At 62.9% G+C, this 21,767-nt stretch carries 18 protein-coding genes and 2 pseudogenes; 17 read left to right on the top strand and 3 right to left on the bottom strand.

Annotated features, from left to right (window positions below):
- The first annotated feature begins 93 nt into the window (after positions 1-93).
- The 5 genes and pseudogenes from QSV46_RS23190 (at position 94) to QSV46_RS23210 (ending at position 9,317) form a co-directional block, all read left to right on the top strand.
- Positions 94-2,184, top strand: a pseudogene (locus QSV46_RS23190) (ParB/RepB/Spo0J family partition protein).
- 184 nt (positions 2,185-2,368) lie between these two features.
- Complete coding sequence (locus QSV46_RS23195) at positions 2,369-6,391, top strand: strawberry notch-like NTP hydrolase domain-containing protein (RefSeq protein WP_314957131.1); 4,023 nt, start codon at positions 2,369-2,371, stop codon at positions 6,389-6,391.
- Complete coding sequence (locus tag QSV46_RS23200) at positions 6,391-7,452, top strand: toprim domain-containing protein (RefSeq protein WP_314957133.1); 1,062 nt, start codon at positions 6,391-6,393, stop codon at positions 7,450-7,452. Before QSV46_RS23195 ends, QSV46_RS23200 begins: the two co-directional genes overlap by 1 nt.
- A gap of 327 nt (positions 7,453-7,779) precedes the next feature.
- Complete coding sequence (locus tag QSV46_RS23205) at positions 7,780-8,703, top strand: DUF2493 domain-containing protein (RefSeq protein WP_314957136.1); 924 nt, start codon at positions 7,780-7,782, stop codon at positions 8,701-8,703.
- Between the two features lie 137 nt (positions 8,704-8,840).
- Positions 8,841-9,317: a hypothetical protein gene (locus tag QSV46_RS23210; RefSeq protein WP_314957138.1), complete on the top strand. Its 477-nt coding sequence runs from the start codon at positions 8,841-8,843 to the stop codon at positions 9,315-9,317.
- Positions 9,318-9,403: 86 nt separating this feature from the next.
- Here QSV46_RS23210 and QSV46_RS23215 read toward each other — a convergent pair.
- Positions 9,404-9,499 (bottom strand): annotated as a pseudogene (locus QSV46_RS23215) (hypothetical protein); the annotation flags it as partial.
- A gap of 380 nt (positions 9,500-9,879) precedes the next feature.
- Between QSV46_RS23215 and QSV46_RS23220 the strand changes: the two are divergent.
- Complete coding sequence (locus tag QSV46_RS23220) at positions 9,880-10,200, top strand: DUF736 domain-containing protein (RefSeq protein WP_275173028.1); 321 nt, start codon at positions 9,880-9,882, stop codon at positions 10,198-10,200.
- A 165-nt stretch (positions 10,201-10,365) separates the two neighbouring features.
- On the opposite strand, the gene QSV46_RS23225 is transcribed toward QSV46_RS23220, so the two are convergent.
- A complete protein-coding gene (locus QSV46_RS23225) occupies positions 10,366-10,644 on the bottom strand; it encodes a helix-turn-helix domain-containing protein (protein ID WP_314957142.1) in 279 nt (92 codons plus the stop codon).
- A gap of 106 nt (positions 10,645-10,750) precedes the next feature.
- Here QSV46_RS23225 and QSV46_RS23230 point away from each other — a divergent pair, with 106 nt between their 5' ends.
- The 5 genes from QSV46_RS23230 (at position 10,751) to QSV46_RS23250 (ending at position 13,257) form a co-directional block, all read left to right on the top strand.
- Positions 10,751-11,029, top strand: coding sequence for a DNA -binding domain-containing protein (locus QSV46_RS23230; protein WP_314957144.1), 279 nt, complete (start codon positions 10,751-10,753; stop codon positions 11,027-11,029).
- A 157-nt stretch (positions 11,030-11,186) separates the two neighbouring features.
- Positions 11,187-11,369: a transcriptional regulator domain-containing protein gene (locus tag QSV46_RS23235; protein WP_314957146.1), complete on the top strand. Its 183-nt coding sequence runs from the start codon at positions 11,187-11,189 to the stop codon at positions 11,367-11,369.
- A gap of 58 nt (positions 11,370-11,427) precedes the next feature.
- Entirely contained in the window at positions 11,428-11,949 is a 522-nt protein-coding gene (locus QSV46_RS23240) for a DUF2285 domain-containing protein (RefSeq protein WP_409997204.1), read from the top strand.
- 124 nt (positions 11,950-12,073) lie between these two features.
- A complete protein-coding gene (locus tag QSV46_RS23245) occupies positions 12,074-12,352 on the top strand; it encodes a helix-turn-helix transcriptional regulator (RefSeq protein WP_085398892.1) in 279 nt (92 codons plus the stop codon).
- A 2-nt stretch (positions 12,353-12,354) separates the two neighbouring features.
- Positions 12,355-13,257 (top strand): replication initiator protein A, encoded by a 903-nt coding sequence (locus QSV46_RS23250; protein ID WP_314957155.1) that lies wholly within the window; start codon positions 12,355-12,357, stop codon positions 13,255-13,257.
- A 587-nt stretch (positions 13,258-13,844) separates the two neighbouring features.
- On the opposite strand, the gene QSV46_RS23255 is transcribed toward QSV46_RS23250, so the two are convergent.
- The gene (locus QSV46_RS23255) at positions 13,845-14,897 is read right to left on the bottom strand and encodes an IS110 family transposase (RefSeq protein WP_314957157.1); all 1,053 of its coding nucleotides are present in this window, start codon (positions 14,895-14,897) and stop codon (positions 13,845-13,847) included.
- 323 nt (positions 14,898-15,220) lie between these two features.
- Between QSV46_RS23255 and QSV46_RS23260 the strand changes: the two genes are divergently transcribed.
- From QSV46_RS23260 to QSV46_RS23285, 6 genes are all read left to right on the top strand, one after another.
- On the top strand, positions 15,221-15,685 hold the full coding sequence (locus QSV46_RS23260) for a DUF2840 domain-containing protein (RefSeq protein WP_314957159.1): 465 nt from the start codon (positions 15,221-15,223) through the stop codon (positions 15,683-15,685).
- Positions 15,685-16,191, top strand: coding sequence for a S26 family signal peptidase (locus tag QSV46_RS23265; RefSeq protein WP_314957161.1), 507 nt, complete (start codon positions 15,685-15,687; stop codon positions 16,189-16,191). Before QSV46_RS23260 ends, QSV46_RS23265 begins: the two co-directional genes overlap by 1 nt.
- A 204-nt stretch (positions 16,192-16,395) precedes the next feature.
- Complete coding sequence (locus QSV46_RS23270) at positions 16,396-17,091, top strand: lytic transglycosylase domain-containing protein (RefSeq protein ID WP_314957163.1); 696 nt, start codon at positions 16,396-16,398, stop codon at positions 17,089-17,091.
- 244 nt (positions 17,092-17,335) lie between these two features.
- Entirely contained in the window at positions 17,336-19,063 is a 1,728-nt protein-coding gene (locus QSV46_RS23275; RefSeq protein ID WP_314957165.1) for a relaxase/mobilization nuclease domain-containing protein, read from the top strand.
- Between the two features lie 92 nt (positions 19,064-19,155).
- Complete coding sequence (locus QSV46_RS23280; RefSeq protein WP_314957167.1) at positions 19,156-21,132, top strand: conjugal transfer protein TraG; 1,977 nt, start codon at positions 19,156-19,158, stop codon at positions 21,130-21,132.
- A 9-nt stretch (positions 21,133-21,141) separates the two neighbouring features.
- Positions 21,142-21,591 carry a hypothetical protein gene (locus QSV46_RS23285; RefSeq protein WP_007600304.1) on the top strand — a complete coding sequence of 150 codons (450 nt, stop codon included), beginning with the start codon at positions 21,142-21,144 and terminating at the stop codon, positions 21,589-21,591.
- Positions 21,592-21,767 lie beyond the last annotated feature (176 nt).

Here is a 21,767-nt window from a genome sequence, read left to right on the forward strand (position 1 = left end):
CCTCGCATAAGAGAGTGAGAGGTGAGCGGCGGTTTTCGCGACGGGTTGGAGGCCGAGAGAGAGGCTCCCGGCCGCCCGTCGTGGAGAATCGATATGACCAAGGCTGTCCAAAAGATCACCTTGTCGCCCTCACGCGATATTCCGTTCAACGAGCTGGTGCTGAGCCAGTTGCACGTCCGGCATGTGAAGGCGAGCGTTTCCATCGAGCAACTCGCCGAAAGCATCGCGCAGCGTACGCTAATGCAAAAGTCTCAACTTGCGGGCGGTTGTGGATGCCGAAGGCAATGAGACCGGCATGTTCGAGGTGCCGGCCTGCGGCCGGCGCTATCGCGCGCTGGAGCTTCTCGTCAAGCAGAAGCAAATGGCGAAGCCGCAGGCGGTTCCTTGTGTCGTGCGCGAGGGAGGCATCGCTGAAGACGACTCGCTTGCAGAAAATGACGAGCGAGTAGGACTGCACCAGCTAGATTAGTTCCGATCCTTCCAGACCTTGAGTAGCGTCGGCATGTCCGATGAGAACATCGCTGCCTGGCACTTCGTGACACCGGCCGCCGTGAAGCAACGGCTTCGGCTGGCGTCCGTGTCGCCATAGCTCTATCTATGCCGATGACGGCATGACTCTCGAGCTTATGGCCTTTTCTGTTACAGCGACCACGCTAGGCAGGAGCAGGTCCGGGACAAGTCAGCCGATCCGGCTATGACGAACCTGATCAGATCCGGCGGATGCTCACGGAAAATACCTTGCGCGCGTCCGATCGCGTTCAATTCATTGGGCTGGATGCTTACGAACAGCCGGCGGCGGCGTTCTGCGGGATCTGTTCCAGCACGATGATGGCTGACTCCAGGATGTTGCTTTACTCAACCGCCTCGTGACAGAAAAGCTCAAAGCCGAGCCGAACGATTGCAGCCGAAGGCTGGATGTGGATTTAGCTCGCCGTCGAATTCCCCTACGGCCACACGCAGGGCCTGCGTGCAATCGACGGCAAAGCTTCGATCTCTCCCCCGAGGAGCAGGCCACTATCGACGCGCTCAACGCCGAGCAAGCCAGGCTCGAATCCGATTACCAGGATGCCGACGAGCTGCCCGACGAGGTCGATCAGCGTCTCGGCGAAATGGCACTGCTCGCGGTTGAACACCGGCTGATGATTTACGATCCGGCCGAGATCGTCCGCGCTGGCGTCTTCGTCAGCATCGATTCCGAAGGGTGGCCTCTCTGTTGACCCGGGTTACGTCCGGCCGGAGGACGATTTGTCGGCAGCCCAGCCCGATGTCGGGCCGGGCTTCGACACACAGTCAATCGAGGGGAAGGCATCTGGCACTTCCGTTCAGCGCACGATTCGCGGTCGCGAGTGGCGCTGCTGATACGGAAGAAGATGATGAGGACACGACAAAACCTCTGCCGGATCGGCTGATCACTGAGCTGACGGCGCATCGTACGCTGGCGTTGCGGGATGCGCTGGCAGAAAATCCTGCGCTCGCGTTCCAGGCGGTGCTGCACAACTTTGTACTGACGGCCTTACAGATTCGCATCGTCGGGAAGCTGCCTTGAGATCGGACTTCGGACGCCGACCTTTCCGGCTCAAGCGCCTGGCTTGAGGGAAAGCGCGTCGGCGAAGGCCGTCGAGGCGCGGCATGAGTCCTGGAAGGCACGTTTGCCGAAGGGTGAGAGCGATCTCTGGGATGCTCTTTCAGCCCTCGGTGGCGACGCACAGGCATCCTTGTTCGCTCAGTGCGCGTCATTAGCGGTCAACGCCGTCTTTGAGCCGGCCAACCGCTACAATCAGGCCCGCGTCTCCGCCCATGGCGTCCGCACCCGGCTCGACCGGGCCGATCTGCTGGCGCGCGCCGGTCGGCCTCGACATGGTTCAAGCGGGGTGGAAGCCCGCCGTCGACAACTATCTCGGCCGGGTCACTAAGCCCCGCATTCTGGAGGCGGTACGGGAAGCCAAGGGTGAATCCTCGGCGCAACTGATCGACCATCTGAAGAAGGCCGACATGGCGAAGGAGGCTGAGCGTCTTCTCGACGGCTCGGGCTGGTTGCCGGAACCACTGCGTCTCGTCGATCCCGATGCGGGGTCAGGGGAGCAGGAGAGTGAAGCGGGCCCGCTGCCCGAATTCCTCGCCGATGACGAGGATCAGGAGAACGCGGGCGACGATGATCCGCAACAGCTCGACGCGGCCAGGTGACATGTAGAACGGGATGGCTCCGGCCGTCCCACAGTTGTTCGGGGACCGGTGTGCCGCATCGGTCCCCGTTCTTATGCGCGAGGGCTGAGAGGGAGAGTCGGGCCGGGAAAGGTTTGAGCTGTCGGGTCGTAAGGAGAGCGCTTGATGGTTCGACCCTTTCCTGCTCTCCGAAAGAAATCTTGTCATGACTGAATCTCTCGCCGGCGGCGCTGCCGCCGCGCCGCTCTCGATGCGCGCTGCTGCAACTCTCACCTCCGCCGCGGTCAGGGCCGCGCGACAGCTCGTGATTGATCTCGAGCGCGGTCGTCGCATCGATGCCGCGGTCCTGCGTAGCGCCATGGAAGCTGCCTTCGGCGCTTCCGACGCCACTGGCGTCTGGAACTGGAAGACGGCCTATGATGTCTGTAAGGCGGCGACCGTTCTGTTCCTTCGCAAGTTCGGCCCGGCCATCCGGACCAAGGCGGGCTCGACGGCCGCGATGCTGCCGATGCTTGCGAGAATCTCGCGCTGTTTGCCGACCCACACGCGGCGCTCCGAGGAAAGCCAAGCCCTTCAACAATTCTCCACGCCGATCCCGCTGGGGCTTGCCGTATGCATCGCTGCCGGCGTCACGCCTTCCGATCGGGTTCTGGAGCCCTCCGCAGGGACCGGCTTGCTCGCCATCTTTGCCGAGCTTGCTGGCGGCGCCTTGGTGTTGAACGAGTTGGCCGAGGCCCGCGCGGCATTGCTCGATCAACTGTTTCCAAACGTTGAGGTCACGCAGTTCGATGCCCCCCAGATAGATGATCACCTCGATGCGAGCGCCGTACCGAGCCTCATCTTGATGAGCCCGCCGTTCTCGGCATTGGCGAACGTCGATCGGCGAATGGCGGATGCGGCTCTCCGCCACACCGCCTCTGCCTTGGCGCGCCTTTGCGACGGTGGGCGTCTGGGTACCATTACCGGCGCGAGCCTTGCGCCGGATAACCCGGCATGGCGAGATGCCGTCGTTCGCCTCCAGCAACGCGGGCGGGTGGTGTTTTCTGCCGCCATCGATGGCGCGGTCTATGCGAAACACGGAACGCAGACCCACACAAGGCTGCTTGTGATCGACAAGCAGCCTGCCGCAGATCCGAAGGCCTTTGAGACCTCGCTGGGAATGGCGGGCGATGTCGCAACTTTCCTTGACTGGGTGACCCAGCATGTGCCTCCGAGGCTGCCCGTTGTCGCGCCGGGCGTGGTCGACGTCATCAGGCGCCCAGAGATATCACGATCCGTCGGCGCTTCTGCGCCACGCGCGTCGTCTACTTCGAGCGGTGCAGCGCCGGAAGGCGCCGAGATTACCTATGAGACGGTCGAATGGTCGCCGTCGGAAGGTGCCCGTCTCACCGATGCGCTTTATGAAGAATACGCACTGCAGGCGATCCGTATTCCGGACGCGCATGCGCATCCGACCGAACTCGTGCGGTCCACCGCGATGGCCTCGGTCGCGCCGCCCCAGCCGTGTTACCGGCCACATCTGCCGGCTAAACTGGTGGCGGATGGCATCCTGTCCGACGCCCAGCTCGAGAGCGTCATCTACGCCGGGGAAGCGCACGCCGAATTTCTTGCGGGCTCCTGGACGGTGGATGCGACCTTTGATGTTGTGGCGGCCGCGCGTGACGATGCAGAAAATGCCGCGCGTTTTCGCCGCAGCTGGTTTTTAGGCGACGGCACCGGTGAAGGCAAGGGACGGCAGGTCGCAGGCATCCTTGTCGACAATTGGCTCAAGGGCCTCCGCCGCGCCCTCTGGATCAGCAAATCCGACAAGCTGATCGAAGACGCGCAGCGCGATGGGTCCGCGCTCGGCAAGGAGCGGCGGCTCGTGACGTCGCTCTCACGCTTCCGACGGGGCCCATCGATCCGGCTCGCGGAAGGCGTCCTATTCACCACCCACGCTACGCTGCGTACCTACGAGCGCGGCGAGAAGCTTTCGCGCGTTCGGCAGATCGTCGAATGGTTGGGCTCCGAGTTCGATGGAGTGATCGTCTCCGACGAGAGCCACGCGATGCAGAACGCGGCAGGCCAGAAGGGCGAGCGCGGCGACCTCAAGGCGATTGCTTGCAATCGCCCGGGGGCGGCGTCCCAGCAGGGGCGGGCTGGCCTGAGACTCCAGCACGCGTTGCCGAATGCCCGCGTCGTCTATGTCTCCGCAACCGGCGGCACCACGATCCACAATCTCGCCTACGCCCAGCGGCTGGGCCTGTGGGGCGGCGACGATTTTCTGTTCGTCACCCGTGCCGAGTTCGTCGAAGCGATCGAGGAGGGTGGGGTCGCAGCGATGGAGGTGCTGGCCCGCGATCTCAAGGCGCTCGGTCTTTACGCGGCCCGCTCGCTCTCTTACGAAGGCGTCGCGTACGAGCTCGCCGAGAACCAGATCACGCCCGAGCAGGTTCGAATCTATGACGCCTATGCCGGCGCGTTCAGCGTCATCCATAACAATCTCGACGCCGCGATGCGGGCCGCCAACATCACCGGCGAGAGCGGTGCGCTGAACGGCCAGTCTAAATCGGCCGCGCGATCGGCTTTCGAGAGCGCCAAGCAGCGCTTCTTTGGCCACCTCCTGACCTCAATGAAGACGCTGTCGCTGATCCGCTCGATCGAGCGCGATCTTGGCGCCGGCCATGCCGCCGTCATCCAGATCGTCTCGACCGGCGAGGCGCTGATGGAGCGCCGGCTCGCCGAGATTTCGACGGAGGACTCGGGCGACGTCCAGGTCGATATCACTCCACGCGAGTACGTCCTCGACTATCTCGCCGATTCCTTTCCGGTCCACCTCTACGAGCCCTTCACAGACTCGGAGGGCTACCTCTGCTCCCGGCCTGTCTATTGCGATGGCCAGCCGGTCGAGAGCCGGCAGGCGGTCGCCCGCCGCGACCGCCTCATCGAGAAGCTCGACTCGCTGCCGCCGGTACCGGGAGCGCTGGATCAGGTCGTCCAGCGCTTCGGTACCGACATGGTCGCGGAGATAACCGGCCGCTCGCGCCGCATCGTTCGCAAGGGCGCCCGGCCGGTCGTCGAAAACCGCGCCGGTGTGGCTAACCTCGCCGAGACCTCGGCCTTTATGGATGACCTCAAGCGCATCCTCGTGTTCTCCGTTGCCGGCGGTACGGGGAGGAGCGACCACGCTGAGCTGTCGGCGCGGAATCGCCGCCTGCGGGCCCACTATTTGCTGGAGCCCGGCTGGAAGGCAGATGCCGCGATCCAGGGCCGCACCAACCGGACCAAACAGGCGCAGCCACCGCTGTTTCGTCCTATCGCCACCGGCGTGAAGGCCGAGAAGCGCTTTCTCAGCACCATCGCCCGCCGGCTCGACACGCTGGGCGCTATCACCCGCGGCCAGCGTCAAACCGGAGGGCAGGGTCTGTTCCGACCCGACGCCAACCTTGAGAGGCTCGAGGATGCAACCGGCCTGAAGCTGACCGATGCCAACGGGCTCAAGGATGACCTGCCGCCGATCACGACCTTCCTGAACCGGTTGCTGGCGCTCACCATCGATCTTCAGAACATCCTGTTCAACGTCTTCGGGCAGCTCCTGACCGCTCGGATCGAGGGGGCGGTCGCACCGGGCAGCTATGACGTCTGGCTGGAAACGCTCCGCGCGGAGAGCTTTGTCGTTACCGATCGGCGCACGATATACATTCATCCCGGCACCGGTGCCGAAACCCGGCTTCTCATGATCACCCAGCGCCAGTGTCATCATCCAGTGAGCCTGGATGATGCTCTTGCTCGTGTCTCCGATCGCCATTCCGTGCTGTTGGTCAATGAGCGCTCGGGACGAGCCGCCGTGCAGGTCGCGGCGGCGAGCAATGGGCTTCAAACCAATGCGGGCGAGCGGATCATCGGCCGCAGGGTCTCGGCGGCCTTGGTCGCGAACGTCCTTGCGGCCGACGCGCCGGCGTTGATGCCGGCCGCCGCCTTCGCAACGCTGATGGAGGGGTGGACCGTCCTCAATCTCGCAGATGGACTCCAACTTCGCCATGCCCGGGTGACGGGCGCGCATCGTATCGAGCTGTCGGGCTTCAGCGACGTGATTCGCGACCGCCTCCGAGCTTACGGCCTTTTCGGGGAGATCATCTCCTGGAAGCTGCGCATCTTTGTGCTCACGGACGCGAGCGGTGTCGAAATCCTGTCGAAGGTGCTCGAGGCCTATCCGGTTGCGCGCATCGGTGAGCGGGAGGCCGCGTGATGTCGCGCGATGCTTCCGAACTGGCCCGCCGCCTCGCGCGCGAAGCGGAGGCGGTGTGCCGAGACTATCTCTCCAATGGTAAGCGGGCGGGACGTTACTGGGTGGTCGGCGATGTGCACAACACGCCGGGCCGTTCGCTATTTGTGCGGCTCCAGGAATCACCAAAGGGGCCCGCCGGCAAATGGACCGATGCTGCGACCGGCGAGCATGGCGATCTCCTCGACATCATCCGCGAAAGCCTGGGCTTGCGCGATTTCCGCGAGGTCGCCGAGGAGGCGAGGCGCTTTCTCAAGCTTCCTCGTTCTGAGCAGCAACCAACCGCGAAACCGGTTCGTTCGCCGGCGCCGACCGGATCACAACAGGCGGCTCGTCGGCTCTTTGCGATGTCCAGCCCGATTGAAGGAACGGTGGCCGAGACGTACTTGCAGCGTCGCGGAATGGCCCACATCCACCATGGTGGCAGCCTGCGCTTCCACCCACGCTGCTATTATCGGCCGGATGAACATTTTCCGACCGAAACCTGGCCGGCGATGATCGCCGGCGTCACGGATCTCGAGGGTCGGATCACCGGCGTGCACCGGACTTGGCTCGACCCGGATGGTTTTGACCGTGTCCATCTCGGCAAGGCTCCGATCGATACCCCACGACGCGCCATGGGCGACCTTCTCGGCAATGCCGTTCGCTTCGGCGTGGTGGACGACGTGCTCGCTGCTGGCGAGGGTATCGAAACCATGCTGTCGTTACGCTGCCTGCTGCCGACTATGCCGATGGCCGCTGCACTCTCGGCCAATCACCTCTCAGCGATGATGCTCCCGTCGAGCCTGCGCCGCCTCTACATCGCCCGCGATGCCGATGCAGCCGGCGATACGGTGCAGGCGATTCTCAGCCAGCGCGCAGCAGACGCCGGCATTGAAGCGATTCCGCTATCGCCCCGGCTGGGCGACTTCAACGAAGATCTGCACATCTTTGGGCTGGAGGCTCTCCGAGCAGTGTTGCGGCTTCAGCTCGCACCAGAGGATGTCGTCCGCTTCCTGCATTTCTCGACGCTAGCTGCGGAATAGCTCCCGGGCTTCGATCGACGTTGATAGGCCGGTCATAGGCGAGGCCCGTGCGGAAGAGGACGCGACCACGGCCTTCTAGAGGGCGATCGGACGGCAAGCGGCCCGGGCCGGCAATGGCTGCGTCCGGCTATTTTCCGCCGCGCGCAGCGATGTGAAGACACATCATACGTTGGGGCCAGCGCGCTTTGCATCGCCAAGCAAAATAGCCGGCCTCCGCCATCCTCCGCTGCCGCTTCGGCCCTTTCGGGTTCTGGCCCGTTCCGCCTGCCGTCAGAGGATCGCCACGAAGGCCGCGATGGTCGCGGCACCGGCAAAGGACCTCTTCCCATGACCGACCATGACGACATCGAACCGCCGCACGCCTCTTCCCCGACCGACCACGTCCTCACCGAATTACAGCTCTTCGGCCATCGTCCCTTCGACGACCAGCCCGATCCACGGCCGCTTCCGGAGGGCAAGATGATCGCGGGCGCCGTGGTCGATATGTTTGACGCCCTCGTTGCGACCCTGAATGACACTCGGCTCGAGCCGGACCTTGACGATCTGCTCTGGTCGACCGTCAACCTATTCCATCGGGCAGTCGATCGCATCGAACGGCAGCTCGATCACAACGAACAAGCACAGCATAAGAGCCAACGCGAGCAGAACGGCTCGGAAGTGCGATCGGTCGAACTCGAGCGCCTGACGACCGAGGGCATCACGCTGATCGAGCGCCGTGATTGCCTGGAACTGTTCCGGGATCACGCCATTGAGCGATTTGAGGTCCACACCGGCTCAACTTGGCGCCCACGATCGGGATCATTGGTCAATCACCGAACCCTCACCGCGGCAATGATCGACTCCCGCGACTACGTCGCCGCCAAGCGTCGTTCCGAGACCGAGGTCATGTTGCCAGCCGGACCGAAAATCGCACTCACCGGTGGGCTCGACTTCAATGACCACAACCTCATCTGGGACCGCCTCGACAAGGTTCACGCCAAGCACCCCGACATGGTCCTCCTCCATGGCGGCTCCCCGAAAGGCGCCGAACTGATCGCCTCCAAATGGGCGACCAACCGCAAGGTGCCTCAGATCGCCTTCAAGCCCGACTGGACGAAGCACGCCAAGGCAGCGCCCTTCAAGCGCAACGATGTTATGCTCGAACTCCTGCCGATCGGCGTCATGCATTTCCCGGGCACGGGAATTCAGGACAATCTCGCCGACAAGGCGAAGCGGCTCGGCATTCCCGTCTGGAAGTTCGGCGGCGCATGAGCGCCGTCGCCTCGAAGACGCCAGGGTGGAGTTGCACGCCGCAACTCCGCCTCGTTTCGTTTTTACATCAAAAACTGCGCCGTGGTGGTGGTGGTGGAAGGCGCGATTGATAAATCCATGCACATGGAGCCACCACCATGCTCGCGCTTGGGCTTGTTCTCAACACACTCGGCATTGGCTTGTTCTGCTGGGCCATCTTTGCGCTCGCGGTGTATGCGCTACCGTTTTTCGTCGCACTCAGTGTCGGGATGTTCGCATTTCGTCATGGCGCGGGCGTCTTCGGCGCATTGCTGATCGGAATTGCTTCTGGCACGCTGACACTTGCCGCTGGTCAGGTCGCCGTCGCCGTTAGTCGGTCCTTGACCTTGCGCGTCGCGATCGCAACCGCATTCGCCGTCCCTGCGGCAATCGCGGGCTATCATGTGGTGTTTGTCCTGCCGCAGATCGGGGTGCCTTCGCTGACTTGGCGCGAGGCCTTCGCTTGCGGAGGTGCGGTTTGCATCGGCGGCACGGCATGGACGCGCTTGACCGTGTTTGCGGAGCTCCGCCCGTTGGAGTCGGGCGGGGTGGTGGAGAATATGCCTCGACCCAGTTCTTGCAGCCGCCACGCATGAGCAATGACGAGTCGTCGCAACCATCGGTCGAGCAAGGTCGCACAGGGCGGCACGTTGAAGGAGGGATCGTCGAGCTTGAGGGAGAGGTAACCGCACTTCTCCTCAGAGGGCTTTGAACAAGTCCTACCAATCTCTGTCTGGCCCACATGACTGCGGTGGAGCGGCACGCCGCGCTCGGTCATTCCTTCCGGGACGATACCGCCCTTTGCGGCAGATTGTTTCTCTTTCTGCGCCGAACCGTACCAACCTCTTGTTCAGCACAACCGAGGTTTGCCAATCTTCTCCTTAAGCTTGCGGTTCAGCACGCGGACCACGTGGCCTCTTTGATGGCTTGATCTAGCCGAAGACCGGCTGCGCCTCGACCGTCTGAGCCGCAACGCCGTTGATGCGACTTTCTTCCCCTGGGCTTCGCCCATTCCTCGCGAGACAAGAAAGTCGCCACAACGGCGTCCTCCGCTGCGCTCCGGCCCGCGAGCGGGTGCGTCGCCGATCGTCTTCGGCTTCCAGATCGCCATCGAGGCCGCGGTGGTCGCGGGCTCGAAACACAAATAGGAGAAGTAACATGGCTAATATCGGTTCGTTCAAGAAGGTGGGAAACGAGTTTCACGGCGAGATCGTCACCCTGAGCCTTCAGACCAAGGGCGTCCGCATCGTCGCCGAAACCAACCGCTCCAGCGACAACGCGCCCAGCCACCGCATCTACGTGGGCCGCGCGGAGATCGGGGCAGCCTGGTCGAAGCGCTCCGAGGAGGGCCGCGACTATCTCTCGCTTAAGCTCGACGATCCCTCCTTCAACTCACCGATCTACGCGAACCTGTTCGATGACGAAGGCGGCGAAGGCTACACATTGCTCTGGTCGCGGCCCCGCAAGAACGGAGAGTAAGGGTCATCATCGCCCCGCCCGACAGCCTCGGGCGGGGTTCACTCTGGGAGAAACGCCGATTGACCAAAGTTGCAGCTGCATCGGCTTGGTCGAGTTGATTTTCACTTGTTTAAGACGCGCCCTTCCGTGGCGCTTGTCCACATGGGTTGAACTCACTCAATGCTATTATTTTTTGGATCGTAGACGCGCTGACCTGCGGCCTTTAGGTAATGTCTGGGGTGTCGCCGCTCCCTTGGGTGGCTGAATAAAGAATTCAGATAAATGAACACCCAGCGTCTCGGCGAGTCGGTCGAGAAGATCAATTGTCGGATTCTCAGATTGCCGCTCAAGGCCGCTCATATATGAGCGGTCAATCCCGGCATCGTAGGCCAGTTGCTCTTGCGGAATGCCGCGATCCACGCGGATCCGGCGGACATTCCATGCCACGAGCGCACGAGCTTTCATGCGCCCAAACAGCCATTAGGCTGACCATCAAACCACTGGCTATAACCAAACTATTCCGCTAAGTTTGGTTACAATGCAGATCAGCGAAGTGCGCGCATAAGCCTAGATGACGAAGCCACCGTTAGATCCCGACGTCGCAGATGTCGCGCCGGATCAGCCGGTGCTGACGACCTATGACGAGCAGCATCTGGTTACGTATTGGCGACTTCTTGACGCCGAAGCCGATGGCGCGGATTGGAAAGAGGTGACCCGGCTCGTGTTGCATATCGACCCGGTTCGCGAAGCGGCGCGCGCCCGCAATGCATTTGATAGTCATCTGGCCCGCGCAAAATGGATGGCAGACCACGGCTACCGTGACTTGCTTCGCGGCGGCGCCGCTAAATAGCAAAATCTGTCATGGTGAGTTCGCACTCGAGAACAGAGTTCTCCGCTGACGCGTGATCGCCTGCATGCATCACGCGATGCACAATTGGTGACTTGCCCAACAACCCCAAGCTTCATAGACATTGCGCCGCAATCGACCCACGGCACGGAATCTAGCAATGTCTGAGTTCGACTGGCGCTCACCGGAGGCGTATCAACGAGCTATCAAGTCGGGCGAGATGGCGGATTTCGCCTGGGAGTCGCTGCGGCGCAGCCCCAACTATCGAGCTTCCTATCGTGAAAATCGATCGCAGATGACTTCCGAATTCCGAAGGAGATGGGGCGTCTGCTTTCGCTCATGACCCGCAGGGGTCCTTTTACCAACAGACAATCTTCTGGGCACCTGAGGCGTTGCCGACGGTGGTGCCGGTCGTTCAGAGCGCGTCCGGCTCAAAAGCGGTCGGCGCGGGTCTACCACTTACCGAGCTTTCGTCGGGCACCATCAGACAAGCATCTGACGGCTGGCATGCTGTGTTGCGCATTCAAGGGGCACAACATCATCTCTGGCTGAAAGAGGCGCCGCAGTTTGGTGTCTCATATGCGGCCGAACTGCCGCTCGATGCGGACTTTGAGATCCGCGCCCACGCCTCACAGCGGTTGTGGCGCGCAATCAACGGCCGTCCGCCAGGACCTCCCTTTCATCAGCTTTCGGCGCAGCGGCGGGAACGAATCGTCTTGGTGTTGCGAGCGCTCGATGGACGCATGGATGGTGCGTCGTATCGCGTCATCGCCGAGGTGCTGTTCGGCCGAAAACGAATCCCTGAACGCGCCTGGAAGACCCATGAGCTGCGCAGCCGGACCATTCGCCTGGTGCATGCTGGCTTGGCTCTGATGCGCGGCGGCTACCGCGCATTGCTACGTCCCCCATCTCGCAAAAAGTAGAGCAGGGGTGCCGAACATCATCGCGCGATCTTCGGCATCCCCCTAAGCACTCCTACTGCGCCATCGTGACCGTCGACGCGCGGCCCGAGCCGGCCGCGCTCCAGACGACCACGGAGCCTTGCAAATGCCCGATCCGAACGCCGGCCTGCCGCCGCGGTACCTGCGCACGCCCGAAGCGGCGCGCTTTCTAGGACTCTCCGGCCGAACCCTGGAAAAGCACCGCACCTATGGGACGGGCCCGACCTACCGCAAGCTTGGGGGGCGCGTTGTTTATGCCCTCGAGGACCTGAAGGCGTGGGTTGACCGCGGCGCCAAAACGTCCACCAGCGATCCCGGCACAGGCACGGTCCTGCCCGCGAAACGGCACACACCCGTCCCGTATGCCGGCAAGGAGCGGCGCTGACCATGCCGGACAGCAACTCCACTGCAAGCAGGCGGCGTCGATCAGAGCGCGACCAACTCGATCTGTTTCGCGCCCTGCCCGGCGATCTGGCGCCACGGGACGCGCAAGACCTGATGGCCTATCCGTTCTTTTCGCTGGCAAAATCGAAGCGCAATGTGGCCATCGATTTCCGCGCCGGCACCGTCACCATTCGTGTCGAGGCCGTGCCGGAACATGGCATGGCGACGATCTGGGACGCGGACGTTCTGATCTGGGCTGCCTCGCAGATTGTCGAAGCCCGTGATGCCGGCCTGAAAACGTCCCGGCTGATGGCAGCGACCCCTTACGAGATCCTGACCTTCGTCGGCCGCGGCACCAGCGTGCGCGACTACGACCGCCTGAAGGCTGCGCTCGACCGGCTGCAATCGACCACTGTGATGACATCGATCCGGCAGCCGAGCGAACGGCGGCGGCATCGCTTCTCCTGGATCAACGAATGGAAAGAGACAGCCGATCTGCACGGGCATGCCCGTGGAATCGAGCTGATCCTGCCCGATTGGTTCTACACGGGCGTTCTCGATGAAGCGCTCGTGCTGACGATTGACCGCGCCTATTTCGATCTGACCGGTGGATTGGAGCGCTGGCTTTATCGCCTCGTCCGCAAGCACGGCGGCCGTCAGAATGGCGGTTGGAGCTTCGATCTCGTGCACTTGCATGCGAAGTCCGGGAGCCTGTCGCCGCTTAAACATTTTGCCTACGACCTGCGTCAGATCGTCCGTCGTCAGACATTGCCGGGCTATCGGCTCATCATCACGCATGATGCGAGTGGCGAAGAGCGATTGAATTTCGCACCAGTCCCAATCGGACTGTTGAGCAATCGACTGCGCAAGCGCGGCCTCGTCCTTCCCGCTGGGGATAAGCTGTGAATTCGCTCGTGCTATCAGGGACCACAACCCTCGTGCCATCGGGGACGCGATGCTCGTGCTATCGAGGACCGGAATCGGAGCTAAGGTTTTGCGGCGCCAAGACTTCCTGCTCCCGTAACTTTACTAACGTGCTGACACTAACTTGTTGTTGTGAATCAGCGCGTTGTGAACAAGCCGGTCGTGCATGCAGCGAGGATGCCTTATGCGCGGATTCTTCCATGCGCAGAACTTCTCTGCAACGCGATTCTTTTCTCCAATCTGCGCGTGCGAACGCGATCACGCGCGCTTCTTCGCGGTCGTTGGCGTCGACTTCATCGCCTGATGCGCGTCACGTCCTTTCGCGGCAGCTCGCTCGTCGAGGAGAACTCGCTAACGTCCCTGGTTGGCACGACGGCCACCACATGCCGGAATCTGGAGCATGGGCGGTCAGGCTAACCAGCGCCGTGCTTGATGGCTTCAAAGGTGTGCATGAAGCCGCCGGCAAGAAAGGTTGTGATCTCACCAACATCGCCGTTCTCTCGGGAGACGCCGCTCCGCCGTGGCGGAAGGAAAAGGCGCGCGTGGAGGCGGCCGGGTCGCGGAGGCCTTTAAGCCGCCGCAGCGACCCGGCCGCGCTTGCCGCTGGCGTCAAACTGGAAGTTCGAACCACCGATCCCGATCCTGTGCTGCAGCACGGCGGGCGCGCGCGCCACTGCCGTCGCCGCGCGCTTAAGACCCTTCTTCCTGGCCAGCCGCAGGCACCACAGCCGCAGCTTAAAAATCTTCGGAATGCGCGTGAGGATCGCAATCGCAGCCTCGTGCAGCATCGCCCGCGTCAGCTCATCGCTACATTTGGAGATGCTGCCGATCCGGTCGGCCTGCCCCGACTGATAGCGCCGTGGCGTCAGCCCGAAATGGGCGCCGACATTGGTCGTCTTCTTGATTCGCGCCCGATTATCGACGGTCGCGCGAAACGTCAGCGCCACGAGCGCGCCGACACCGGGCGCGGTCCTCATCCGTCGCACGGCGCTGTCGCTGCGCGTCGCCATCAGGACCGTACGGTGCGGTTTTGCCAGCTGCAGACGCATCGCATTGCGGGCGTCCAACAGCGGCGCGACGATCGCTTCCAATTCCTTCTTCCCGGCCAAGAGATCGCGCACCCGCGCGTCAAAACGGCCGACCGAGATCTCGCCGACCTTGAGGCCGAACGGGCGCAACAGGCCGAGGATCATGTTCTCCATGTACGGCATTCTGCCGCGCATCGTCTTGTGCCCGACCAGCAGCGCGCGCGACGTCTGTGCGCTCTCCGACTTGACATGAACCGCGCGGAACCAGCCGGTCCGCGTCGTTTGCGCGATGCCTTCGGCGTCGTTCCTGTCGGTCTTGTTCAGCATCGCATTCACCGCCGCCTTGGCGTGCCGGGTCTCGATGCAGATCACGGGCAGGCCCTTGTCGGCAAGCGCCGTGAACAACCAGGCACTGTACGAGAACGCTTCCAGGTCGACGCGCTTCAGTTGGATCCCCCATTCCGCCAGGAACAGCTCGATCGCGTCCGGATCGGTCGCGAGTTTCGCTTCCCGGACGACCTTGCCGTCGCCGTACACCACGCAAACGTTGGCCGCCTCCAGCGACACGTCGAGCCCTGCATAGAAGTCAATCATGCGCCTCCACCGCCGATCGCCGGCACGCACCGCGCGTTCCGTTCGCGGGTCGTTGCGAAGCATTTTCGCAGCAGCGCGGCCGGCGAGGGGGCACAGGTCAGTACCCCGGCTAACCTGGACTCCTTTGGATTCCTTGTAACGAATTGGAGCCATCCGGCTGCGATCCTCGGCAGCAGCAGGAGCGCTGCATCGCTTCGACAACGCCGATCATCGACGCTTCATCACGACCATTCTGCCGAAACCAAGGCTCTGACTTCGATGCGCAGGCGGCAGCGCACCCGTTGGCATGTCCAAAATTCCTTTCATGACTATGGAGTGGCCAGGTGAGCGACCTCACAACTGTTGAACTCTTGTGGCTCGAGAAGCGGATCGAGAACCGAATCCGGTTCGGCAAGCCTATATCGGAAAAGGTCATTGACCATCACAGGCGCATTCTCTCGTTTGTGCCAGGCAGCATCTTTGCGTTCGTGCGCTGGACGTCCAATGACTTCGGAACCATCCTGTCTCGCATCGACATTCTGCGCGCGATCACGCCGGGGCAGCGGTATTCGACCGTGCCTTGGGTCAGCCCCGGCGGCGAAAGCCTGCTGCGACTGGCTGGCTGGCGAAAGGTCGAGCGCGTTCTTCAGTTGATCGACGCAGTGGAATCACTCGGCATCGATCCTGCCGATGCAGCCCCCGAGTATTGGCATCACATCCACAACCGTCTTTCCGTAAACGAAACGCCACGACCTTATACGCGTGCGCGCCACCAGGCCTGGCTTCGCCGCTGCAGGATAGTATACTGATGGGACGGCTAAGGACCATTCTTGCGATGTGTGGTGCCACAACGCTCGCGCTTTGGCCGGTCAACGACACCTCGCTATCGTACATCTGGAACGCTTCTGAAAGTGTGCCGATCGGCCTCTACCGTTTGCAAGAGACCGCTCGCTTGCACATCACTGAGCTCGTGGCCGTTCGGGCACCAGAGCCGCTTGCGAGCTTCCTCGACTTCAACGGCTATTTGCCGAGCGGTCTTCCGATGCTCAAGCGCGTGCTGGCGTTGCCCGGGCAAACCGTCTGCAGAACGGGACTCACAATCGTCGTCGACAGCATCGAAATGGGCCAGGCACGGGAGCGCGACCGCCGTGGCAGGCCATTGCCGGCCTGGCAGGGTTGCCGGGTCGTCGCTGAGGACGAGGTCTTTCTCATGAACTGGCAGTCCGCGGACTCCTTTGACGGCAGATATTTCGGACCGCTCCCGACATCGACCGTCATCGGGCAAGCGGTTCCGGTGTGGACCAGGGAGGACTGACAAATGGCGGCATTGCTCCAATGGCTTGCGGTCTCTCTAGTCAGCCGATCGCACCGTCATTCCTCCATCCCGGCCCAATTGTCGGCAATCGGCGCGCGTCGCGGCCGTCTTGCGCCGTCTCAGTGCCGGCCGGGAAGAGCTCTGTCCTTGGCGGCTGTCCGCACATTGCTATCTCGAGCCGCTGCTTGCTTTTTGGGGATTCTCATGACGTTCGCAGCGCCATCAGCCGGCAGAGCGGAGGCTGGATCGCGCGCACAAGGTGCGCGCTCCTCAAGCCTGCTTCCAGGCCGTGCATACGCCGCGTTCGTGACCGAAGCCTCACATAGGTTCGACATCCCGGAGCGTTGGATCCGTGCTGTCATGCACGCCGAAAGCGGTGGTGATGCGCACTCTATGTCACCTCGGGGAGCGCTCGGGTTGATGCAAATCATGCCCGCGACCTGGGTCGAGCTGAGCGTTCGTTACGATCTCGGTATCGATCCGCTTGATCCTCACGACAACATTATGGCTGGGACAGCGTACCTTCGCGAGATGCTCGATCTTTTCGGATCGGCAGGGTTTCTCGCAGCCTACAATGCTGGACCAAAACGGTACGAGGACCACCTGGCCACCGGTCGAGCGCTTCCGGCTGAAACACAGATCTACATCGCTACACTCGCACCATTGATCGGTATTGAGCAGCGCAACAGCGGTGGTTCGTCTGCCAGACGCTTCGCCGCGTGGCAGCAAGCGCCACTCGTTGTTGTGCGGTCCAAGAGCTTATCGGCTGACACCAACTCGGCATCCGGTGTCCGCACAATGAATTCGTCGAAAGCAGCGTCTAGGGCGGGTGCAACTTTACTCGTCCCTCGCGCGACTGGCCTGTTTGTGCGGCGATCAGGCGAGGTGCAGTCCCCATGATCGCAAACGCATTTCGTCGCATGATGTCGAAGCCAGTCGCAACTTTGAGAGTGGTCGGCAGAGAGCCGGGAGTGAGCGACCGGGGAGGGCAGGGTAAAAGCCGCAAGGTGCGGCCGGTCGGTTGGGGGCAGGAATCACCAGCAAATTCAAATCACGCTGCAAACATTGCCAATGTCCGGCAAACTTTGCGACTTTCGGCAACGCGCTATTTTGGTTCAGCTTTCGACACCTTTCGGAGCAGACGATGGCCGGTAACGATGATTTCCGCATCCGTCCCGGCCGCATCCGCTCGACGCGCCCGGCTCGGACAAAACCGTTCCTGGCGCAGGCCCTCAAAGCCGCGCAGAAGGCCGGCGGCCTCTCACATGGTGGCCGCAGCCATGGCAGCACGTTTGGGCGCGGCCGCGCGGCGAGCCTTGCCGCGACCCGGCTCCTCAACAACCGCGCCCGCAGCGCCATCGTCAAGGCGCGCGTCGTGCGCCGGATGCGTTCGCCAGGCGCGCTGCGTGCCCATATTGGCTATCTCCAGCGCGACGGCGTCACCCGCGACGGAGCGCCCGGCAAGCTCTTTGACGCTAGCGGCGATGAGGCCGACGGCCGCGCCTTCGCCGAGCGTTGCGAGGACGATCGGCATCATTTCAGATTCATCGTCTCGCCCGATGATGCCACTGAGCTGGAAAGCTTACGAACCTTCACCCGCGAACTGATGGATCAGGCTTCGCGCGACCTTGGCACCAAGCTCGATTGGGTGGCGGTTGATCATTGGAACACGGAGCACCCGCATATCCACGTCCTCGTGAGGGGCCGTGGCGATGACGGCAAGGACCTTGTCATCAGCCGGGACTATATCTCGAGGGGCTTGCGCGCCCGCGCCGGGGATCTCGTCACGCGTGAACTCGGCCCGCGATCAGAGCTGGAGATCCGCCAAAACCTGGACAGGGAAGTGACGGCTGAACGTTGGACCAGACTCGATCGCGTGCTGGCCCGGGAAGCAGGGGCGGCGGACGGGGTCATTGATCTCCGGCCGGACCGGGAAGCCGCGCGCGACCCGTTGCGGGAGATCCGGATCGGAAGGATGCGCAACCTCGAGCGGCTGGGCCTGGCCGAGCCGGCCGGGCCGGCGCGCTGGGTGCTGGCGGCTGACGCGGAGCAGCGCCTGCGAGCGCTTGGCGAGCGTGGCGATATCATCAAGCGGCTGCACAAGAGCCTCACAAAGGATAGCGTCACGCGCGCATCGTCATCCTGGGCGCTCGAAGGCGAACGCCATGGCGAACCCGTGATCGGCCGCCTTATCGCACGTGGGCTTGACGATGAGCTCAGAGGCACGGCCTTCGCCGTTGTCGACGGCGTCGATGGGCGCGTGCATCACCTGAAACTCCCCGAGATCGAGGCGGCTGGTGACGGGCCAGTTGGCGGCATTGTAGAGCTGCGGCGTTTCGAGGATACGAGGGGCCGCCAGCGGATCGCGCTGGCCGTCCGCTCAGACCTCAACCTTGACCAGCAGGTGGCGGCGGAAGGGGCGACCTGGCTCGATCGCCGACTCGTCGCGCGTGAGCCGGTCGAACTCTCCCGCGCTGGTTTCGGTGCCGAGGTCCGCGACGCGCTCGACCACAGGATCGACGTGCTGGCGGAGCAGGGGCTTGCCCGCCGTGACGGCGACAAGATCACGGTTGGTCGCAACCTGATTGGCACCCTGCGCAACCGCGAGCTCGAGACCGTGGGGCGGCGCTTGGCCTCCGAAACCGGGCTGGCGCATTTGGCCGCGGAGGCAGGAGAGTCCGTTTCAGGGGTTTACAGCCGGAGGCTATCGCTCGCCTCCGGCCGCTTCGCCATGATCGACAACGGCCTCGGTTTCCAGCTCGTGCCCTGGTTACCGTCGCTGGAGCGTGAACTGGGCAGGCAGGTGAGCGGCATTGCCGGTCCTGGCGGGGTGGATTGGAGTTTCGGCCGCAAGCGCGACCTGTCGCTCTGACCCGCCGATCTCCGCGCCAACCTGCGCGCGACTACGATGCCGAGCGGATCGCCGTTGCGCTACCAGCTGGCGTTGCCGCATTGCCTCGGTCCATGTCCGCTACAAAGATTGTCTGGAGCCAACTGATCGTCGTCTCGCTGGTCGTGCTCGCCTTCCTCTGGACGGCGACCGAGTGGACGGCCTGGCGTCTGGCCTTCCAGCCGCAGCTCGGTCGCGCCTGGTTCATGATCGGGCACTGGCCAATCTATCAGCCAGCCGCGTTTTTCATCTGGTGGTTCAAATTCGACGCCTACGCGCCCGTCATCTTCATGCAGGGCGCATGCATCGCGGCTGGAGGCGGAATAGCAGCCGTTGGTGTTGCCATCTTCCTCTCGGTCTGGCGGGCCAAGGAAGCGCAGCACGTCACGACCTATGGCTCGGCGCAATGGGCGGATGCGCGGGAGATTCGGCGTGCTGGGCTTCTTGGCCCCGACGGCGTCGTGCTCGGCCGCTTTGGCCGCAACTATTTGCGACACAACGGTCCGGAACATGTGCTGTGCTTTGCTCCGACGCGCTCGGGCAAGGGCGTCGGCCTTGTCATTCCGACACTTCTGACCTGGCCGAGTTCCACCATCGTCCACGATATCAAGGGCGAGAACTTCCAGCTGACATCGGGCTGGCGCGCCCGCTTTGGCCCCGTGCTCCTGTTCGATCCGACCAATCCGGCAAGTGCCGCCTACAATCCGCTGCTCGAGATCCGCAAAGGCGACTACGAGGTGCGGGACGCCCAAAATATCGCGGACATTCTCGTCGATCCCGAAGGCGCGCTCGAGCGCCGCAACCATTGGGAGAAGACCAGCCACTCCTTGCTCGTCGGCGCGATCCTGCATGTCCTCTACGCGGAGGCCGACAAGACACTCGCCGGCGTTGCCAATTTCCTGTCAGACCCGTCGCGCCCGATTGAGGCGACGCTGAATGCAATGCTGGCGACCCCGCATCTGGGAAAGCGCGTTCATCCCGTGGTCGCCTCGGCTGCACGGGAGCTCCTCAACAAGAGCGAAAACGAACGTTCCGGCGTGCTATCGACGACGATGAGCTTCCTGGGGCTCTATCGCGATCCCGTTGTCGCGAAGGTCACCGGCCGATGTGATTGGCGCATTCGCGAGCTCGTCGACGGAGCTCGCCCCATCTCGCTCTATCTGGTGGTACCGCCCTCCGATATCGCCCGCACCAAGCCCTTGATGCGGCTCGTGCTCAACCAGATCGGACGGCGCTTGACCGAAAGCCTCGACACCAACCGCCGGCGGCAGCAGCTGCTCCTCATGCTCGATGAGTTCGCAGCACTCGGCCGGCTCGACTTCTTTGAGAGCCAGCTCGCCTTTATGGCAGGTTACGGCATCCGCAGCTTCCTGATCACCCAGAGCCTGAACCAGCTCGAGCGCGCCTATGGGCCGAACCACGCTATTCTCGACAATTGCCATATCCGGATCGCGTTCTCGACCAACGATGAGCGCACCGCCAAGCGCGTGTCGGACGCGCTCGGAACCGCGACCGAGATGCGGGCGATGAAGAACTACGCCGGGCATCGCCTCTCGCCATGGCTCGGCCACCTGATGGTAAGCCGCCAGGAGACCTCCCGGCCGCTGCTCACGCCCGGGGAAGTCATGCAGCTCTCGCCCGATGAGGCGGTCGTGATGGTCTCGGGCGTGCACCCAGTGCGCGCCCGCAAGGTTCGGTATTACGAGGATCCGCAATTCCAAAGCCGGATGTTCAAACCGTCGGGCACAGATCCAGCCGCACCGATCGCTCTGCCGGATGAGTGGTCGGGCCAAACGCCGATTCCGCCCTCCGTCGAGCTTCTCGCGACCTTAAAGCACAGAGCCCGGGATACGAATGGCGGTATTCGCCGCGAACCCGAACTGCCGCAACATGAGGAAGTGGTGATCAGCTCCCCCCTTGCCGAAGACGAGTTCGACACCGCCCCCGACGATGGCGACGCCGACGTCGTCCAGGCGCAGGCCATGAGGCGCTCGATGCAGGGTCTTGCACGTTCTGTCAGCCTCGACCCTGACGACAAAATGGGGCTTTGAGCGGTCGTCATGAAAAAGGTCCAGCTGAGCATCTACCTCGATCCCGGCATCTTCGGCAGCCTGGAGGCCCTCGCAAAACGTCACGGCAAGCCCAAGTCTCTGGTCGCCGAGGCCGCGATCTCTTCATTCCTCTCGCCGGACGACTCCGACCGGCGGGAGGCTGCCATAGCCAAGCGGCTCGACCGCATCGTACGCATGCTGGAACGACTCGAACGGAATGACGGTGTCACGCTGGAGACGATCGCATTGTTCGTCCGCTTCTGGCTGACGTCTACCCCCGCCTTGCCCGAGCAGTCGAGCCCGGCAGCGCGCGCCAAGGGCGGTGAGCGCTACGATCGCTTTGTCGAAGCTTTGGGGCGACGACTTTCTAGTGGATCGACGGTACTTAAGGAAGTGAGCATGGAATCAAGCGATCCTGGGAGTACGACGCCAGTCACAGGCGATCCCGGCTCTCATTGATCGACCGACCATCCTTTCTATTCCTACGCCAGAACACGAGCGCCGTCTCCTGTCGCTTGATATCGTTGCGCTGCTGCCTTTCTGTCGCCGCCACTACTCATCAATCCATGCGGAGCATGGGTGCTGCGGCCTTAGACGGATCACAGTCGACCACTCTGGTGGTGAAGTTCGTCGAA

This window comes from Bradyrhizobium cosmicum (assembly GCF_032290525.1).
Classification (GTDB): Bacteria; Pseudomonadota; Alphaproteobacteria; order Rhizobiales; family Xanthobacteraceae; genus Bradyrhizobium; species Bradyrhizobium cosmicum_A.

Coding starts and splice junctions, on each gene's coding strand:
- QSV46_RS23205 (WP_314957136.1), top strand. CDS start 7,780: ATGACCGACCATGACGACATCGAACCGCCGCACGCCTCTTCCCCGACC.
- QSV46_RS23235 (WP_314957146.1), top strand. CDS start 11,187: ATGTCTGAGTTCGACTGGCGCTCACCGGAGGCGTATCAACGAGCTATC.
- QSV46_RS23280 (WP_314957167.1), top strand. CDS start 19,156: ATGTCCGCTACAAAGATTGTCTGGAGCCAACTGATCGTCGTCTCGCTG.
- QSV46_RS23275 (WP_314957165.1), top strand. CDS start 17,336: ATGGCCGGTAACGATGATTTCCGCATCCGTCCCGGCCGCATCCGCTCG.
- QSV46_RS23210 (WP_314957138.1), top strand. CDS start 8,841: ATGCTCGCGCTTGGGCTTGTTCTCAACACACTCGGCATTGGCTTGTTC.
- QSV46_RS23245 (WP_085398892.1), top strand. CDS start 12,074: ATGCCCGATCCGAACGCCGGCCTGCCGCCGCGGTACCTGCGCACGCCC.
- QSV46_RS23250 (WP_314957155.1), top strand. CDS start 12,355: ATGCCGGACAGCAACTCCACTGCAAGCAGGCGGCGTCGATCAGAGCGC.
- QSV46_RS23225 (WP_314957142.1), bottom strand. CDS start 10,644: ATGAAAGCTCGTGCGCTCGTGGCATGGAATGTCCGCCGGATCCGCGTG.
- QSV46_RS23265 (WP_314957161.1), top strand. CDS start 15,685: ATGGGACGGCTAAGGACCATTCTTGCGATGTGTGGTGCCACAACGCTC.
- QSV46_RS23270 (WP_314957163.1), top strand. CDS start 16,396: ATGACGTTCGCAGCGCCATCAGCCGGCAGAGCGGAGGCTGGATCGCGC.
- QSV46_RS23285 (WP_007600304.1), top strand. CDS start 21,142: ATGAAAAAGGTCCAGCTGAGCATCTACCTCGATCCCGGCATCTTCGGC.
- QSV46_RS23255 (WP_314957157.1), bottom strand. CDS start 14,897: ATGATTGACTTCTATGCAGGGCTCGACGTGTCGCTGGAGGCGGCCAAC.
- QSV46_RS23195 (WP_314957131.1), top strand. CDS start 2,369: ATGACTGAATCTCTCGCCGGCGGCGCTGCCGCCGCGCCGCTCTCGATG.
- QSV46_RS23200 (WP_314957133.1), top strand. CDS start 6,391: ATGTCGCGCGATGCTTCCGAACTGGCCCGCCGCCTCGCGCGCGAAGCG.
- QSV46_RS23220 (WP_275173028.1), top strand. CDS start 9,880: ATGGCTAATATCGGTTCGTTCAAGAAGGTGGGAAACGAGTTTCACGGC.
- QSV46_RS23230 (WP_314957144.1), top strand. CDS start 10,751: ATGACGAAGCCACCGTTAGATCCCGACGTCGCAGATGTCGCGCCGGAT.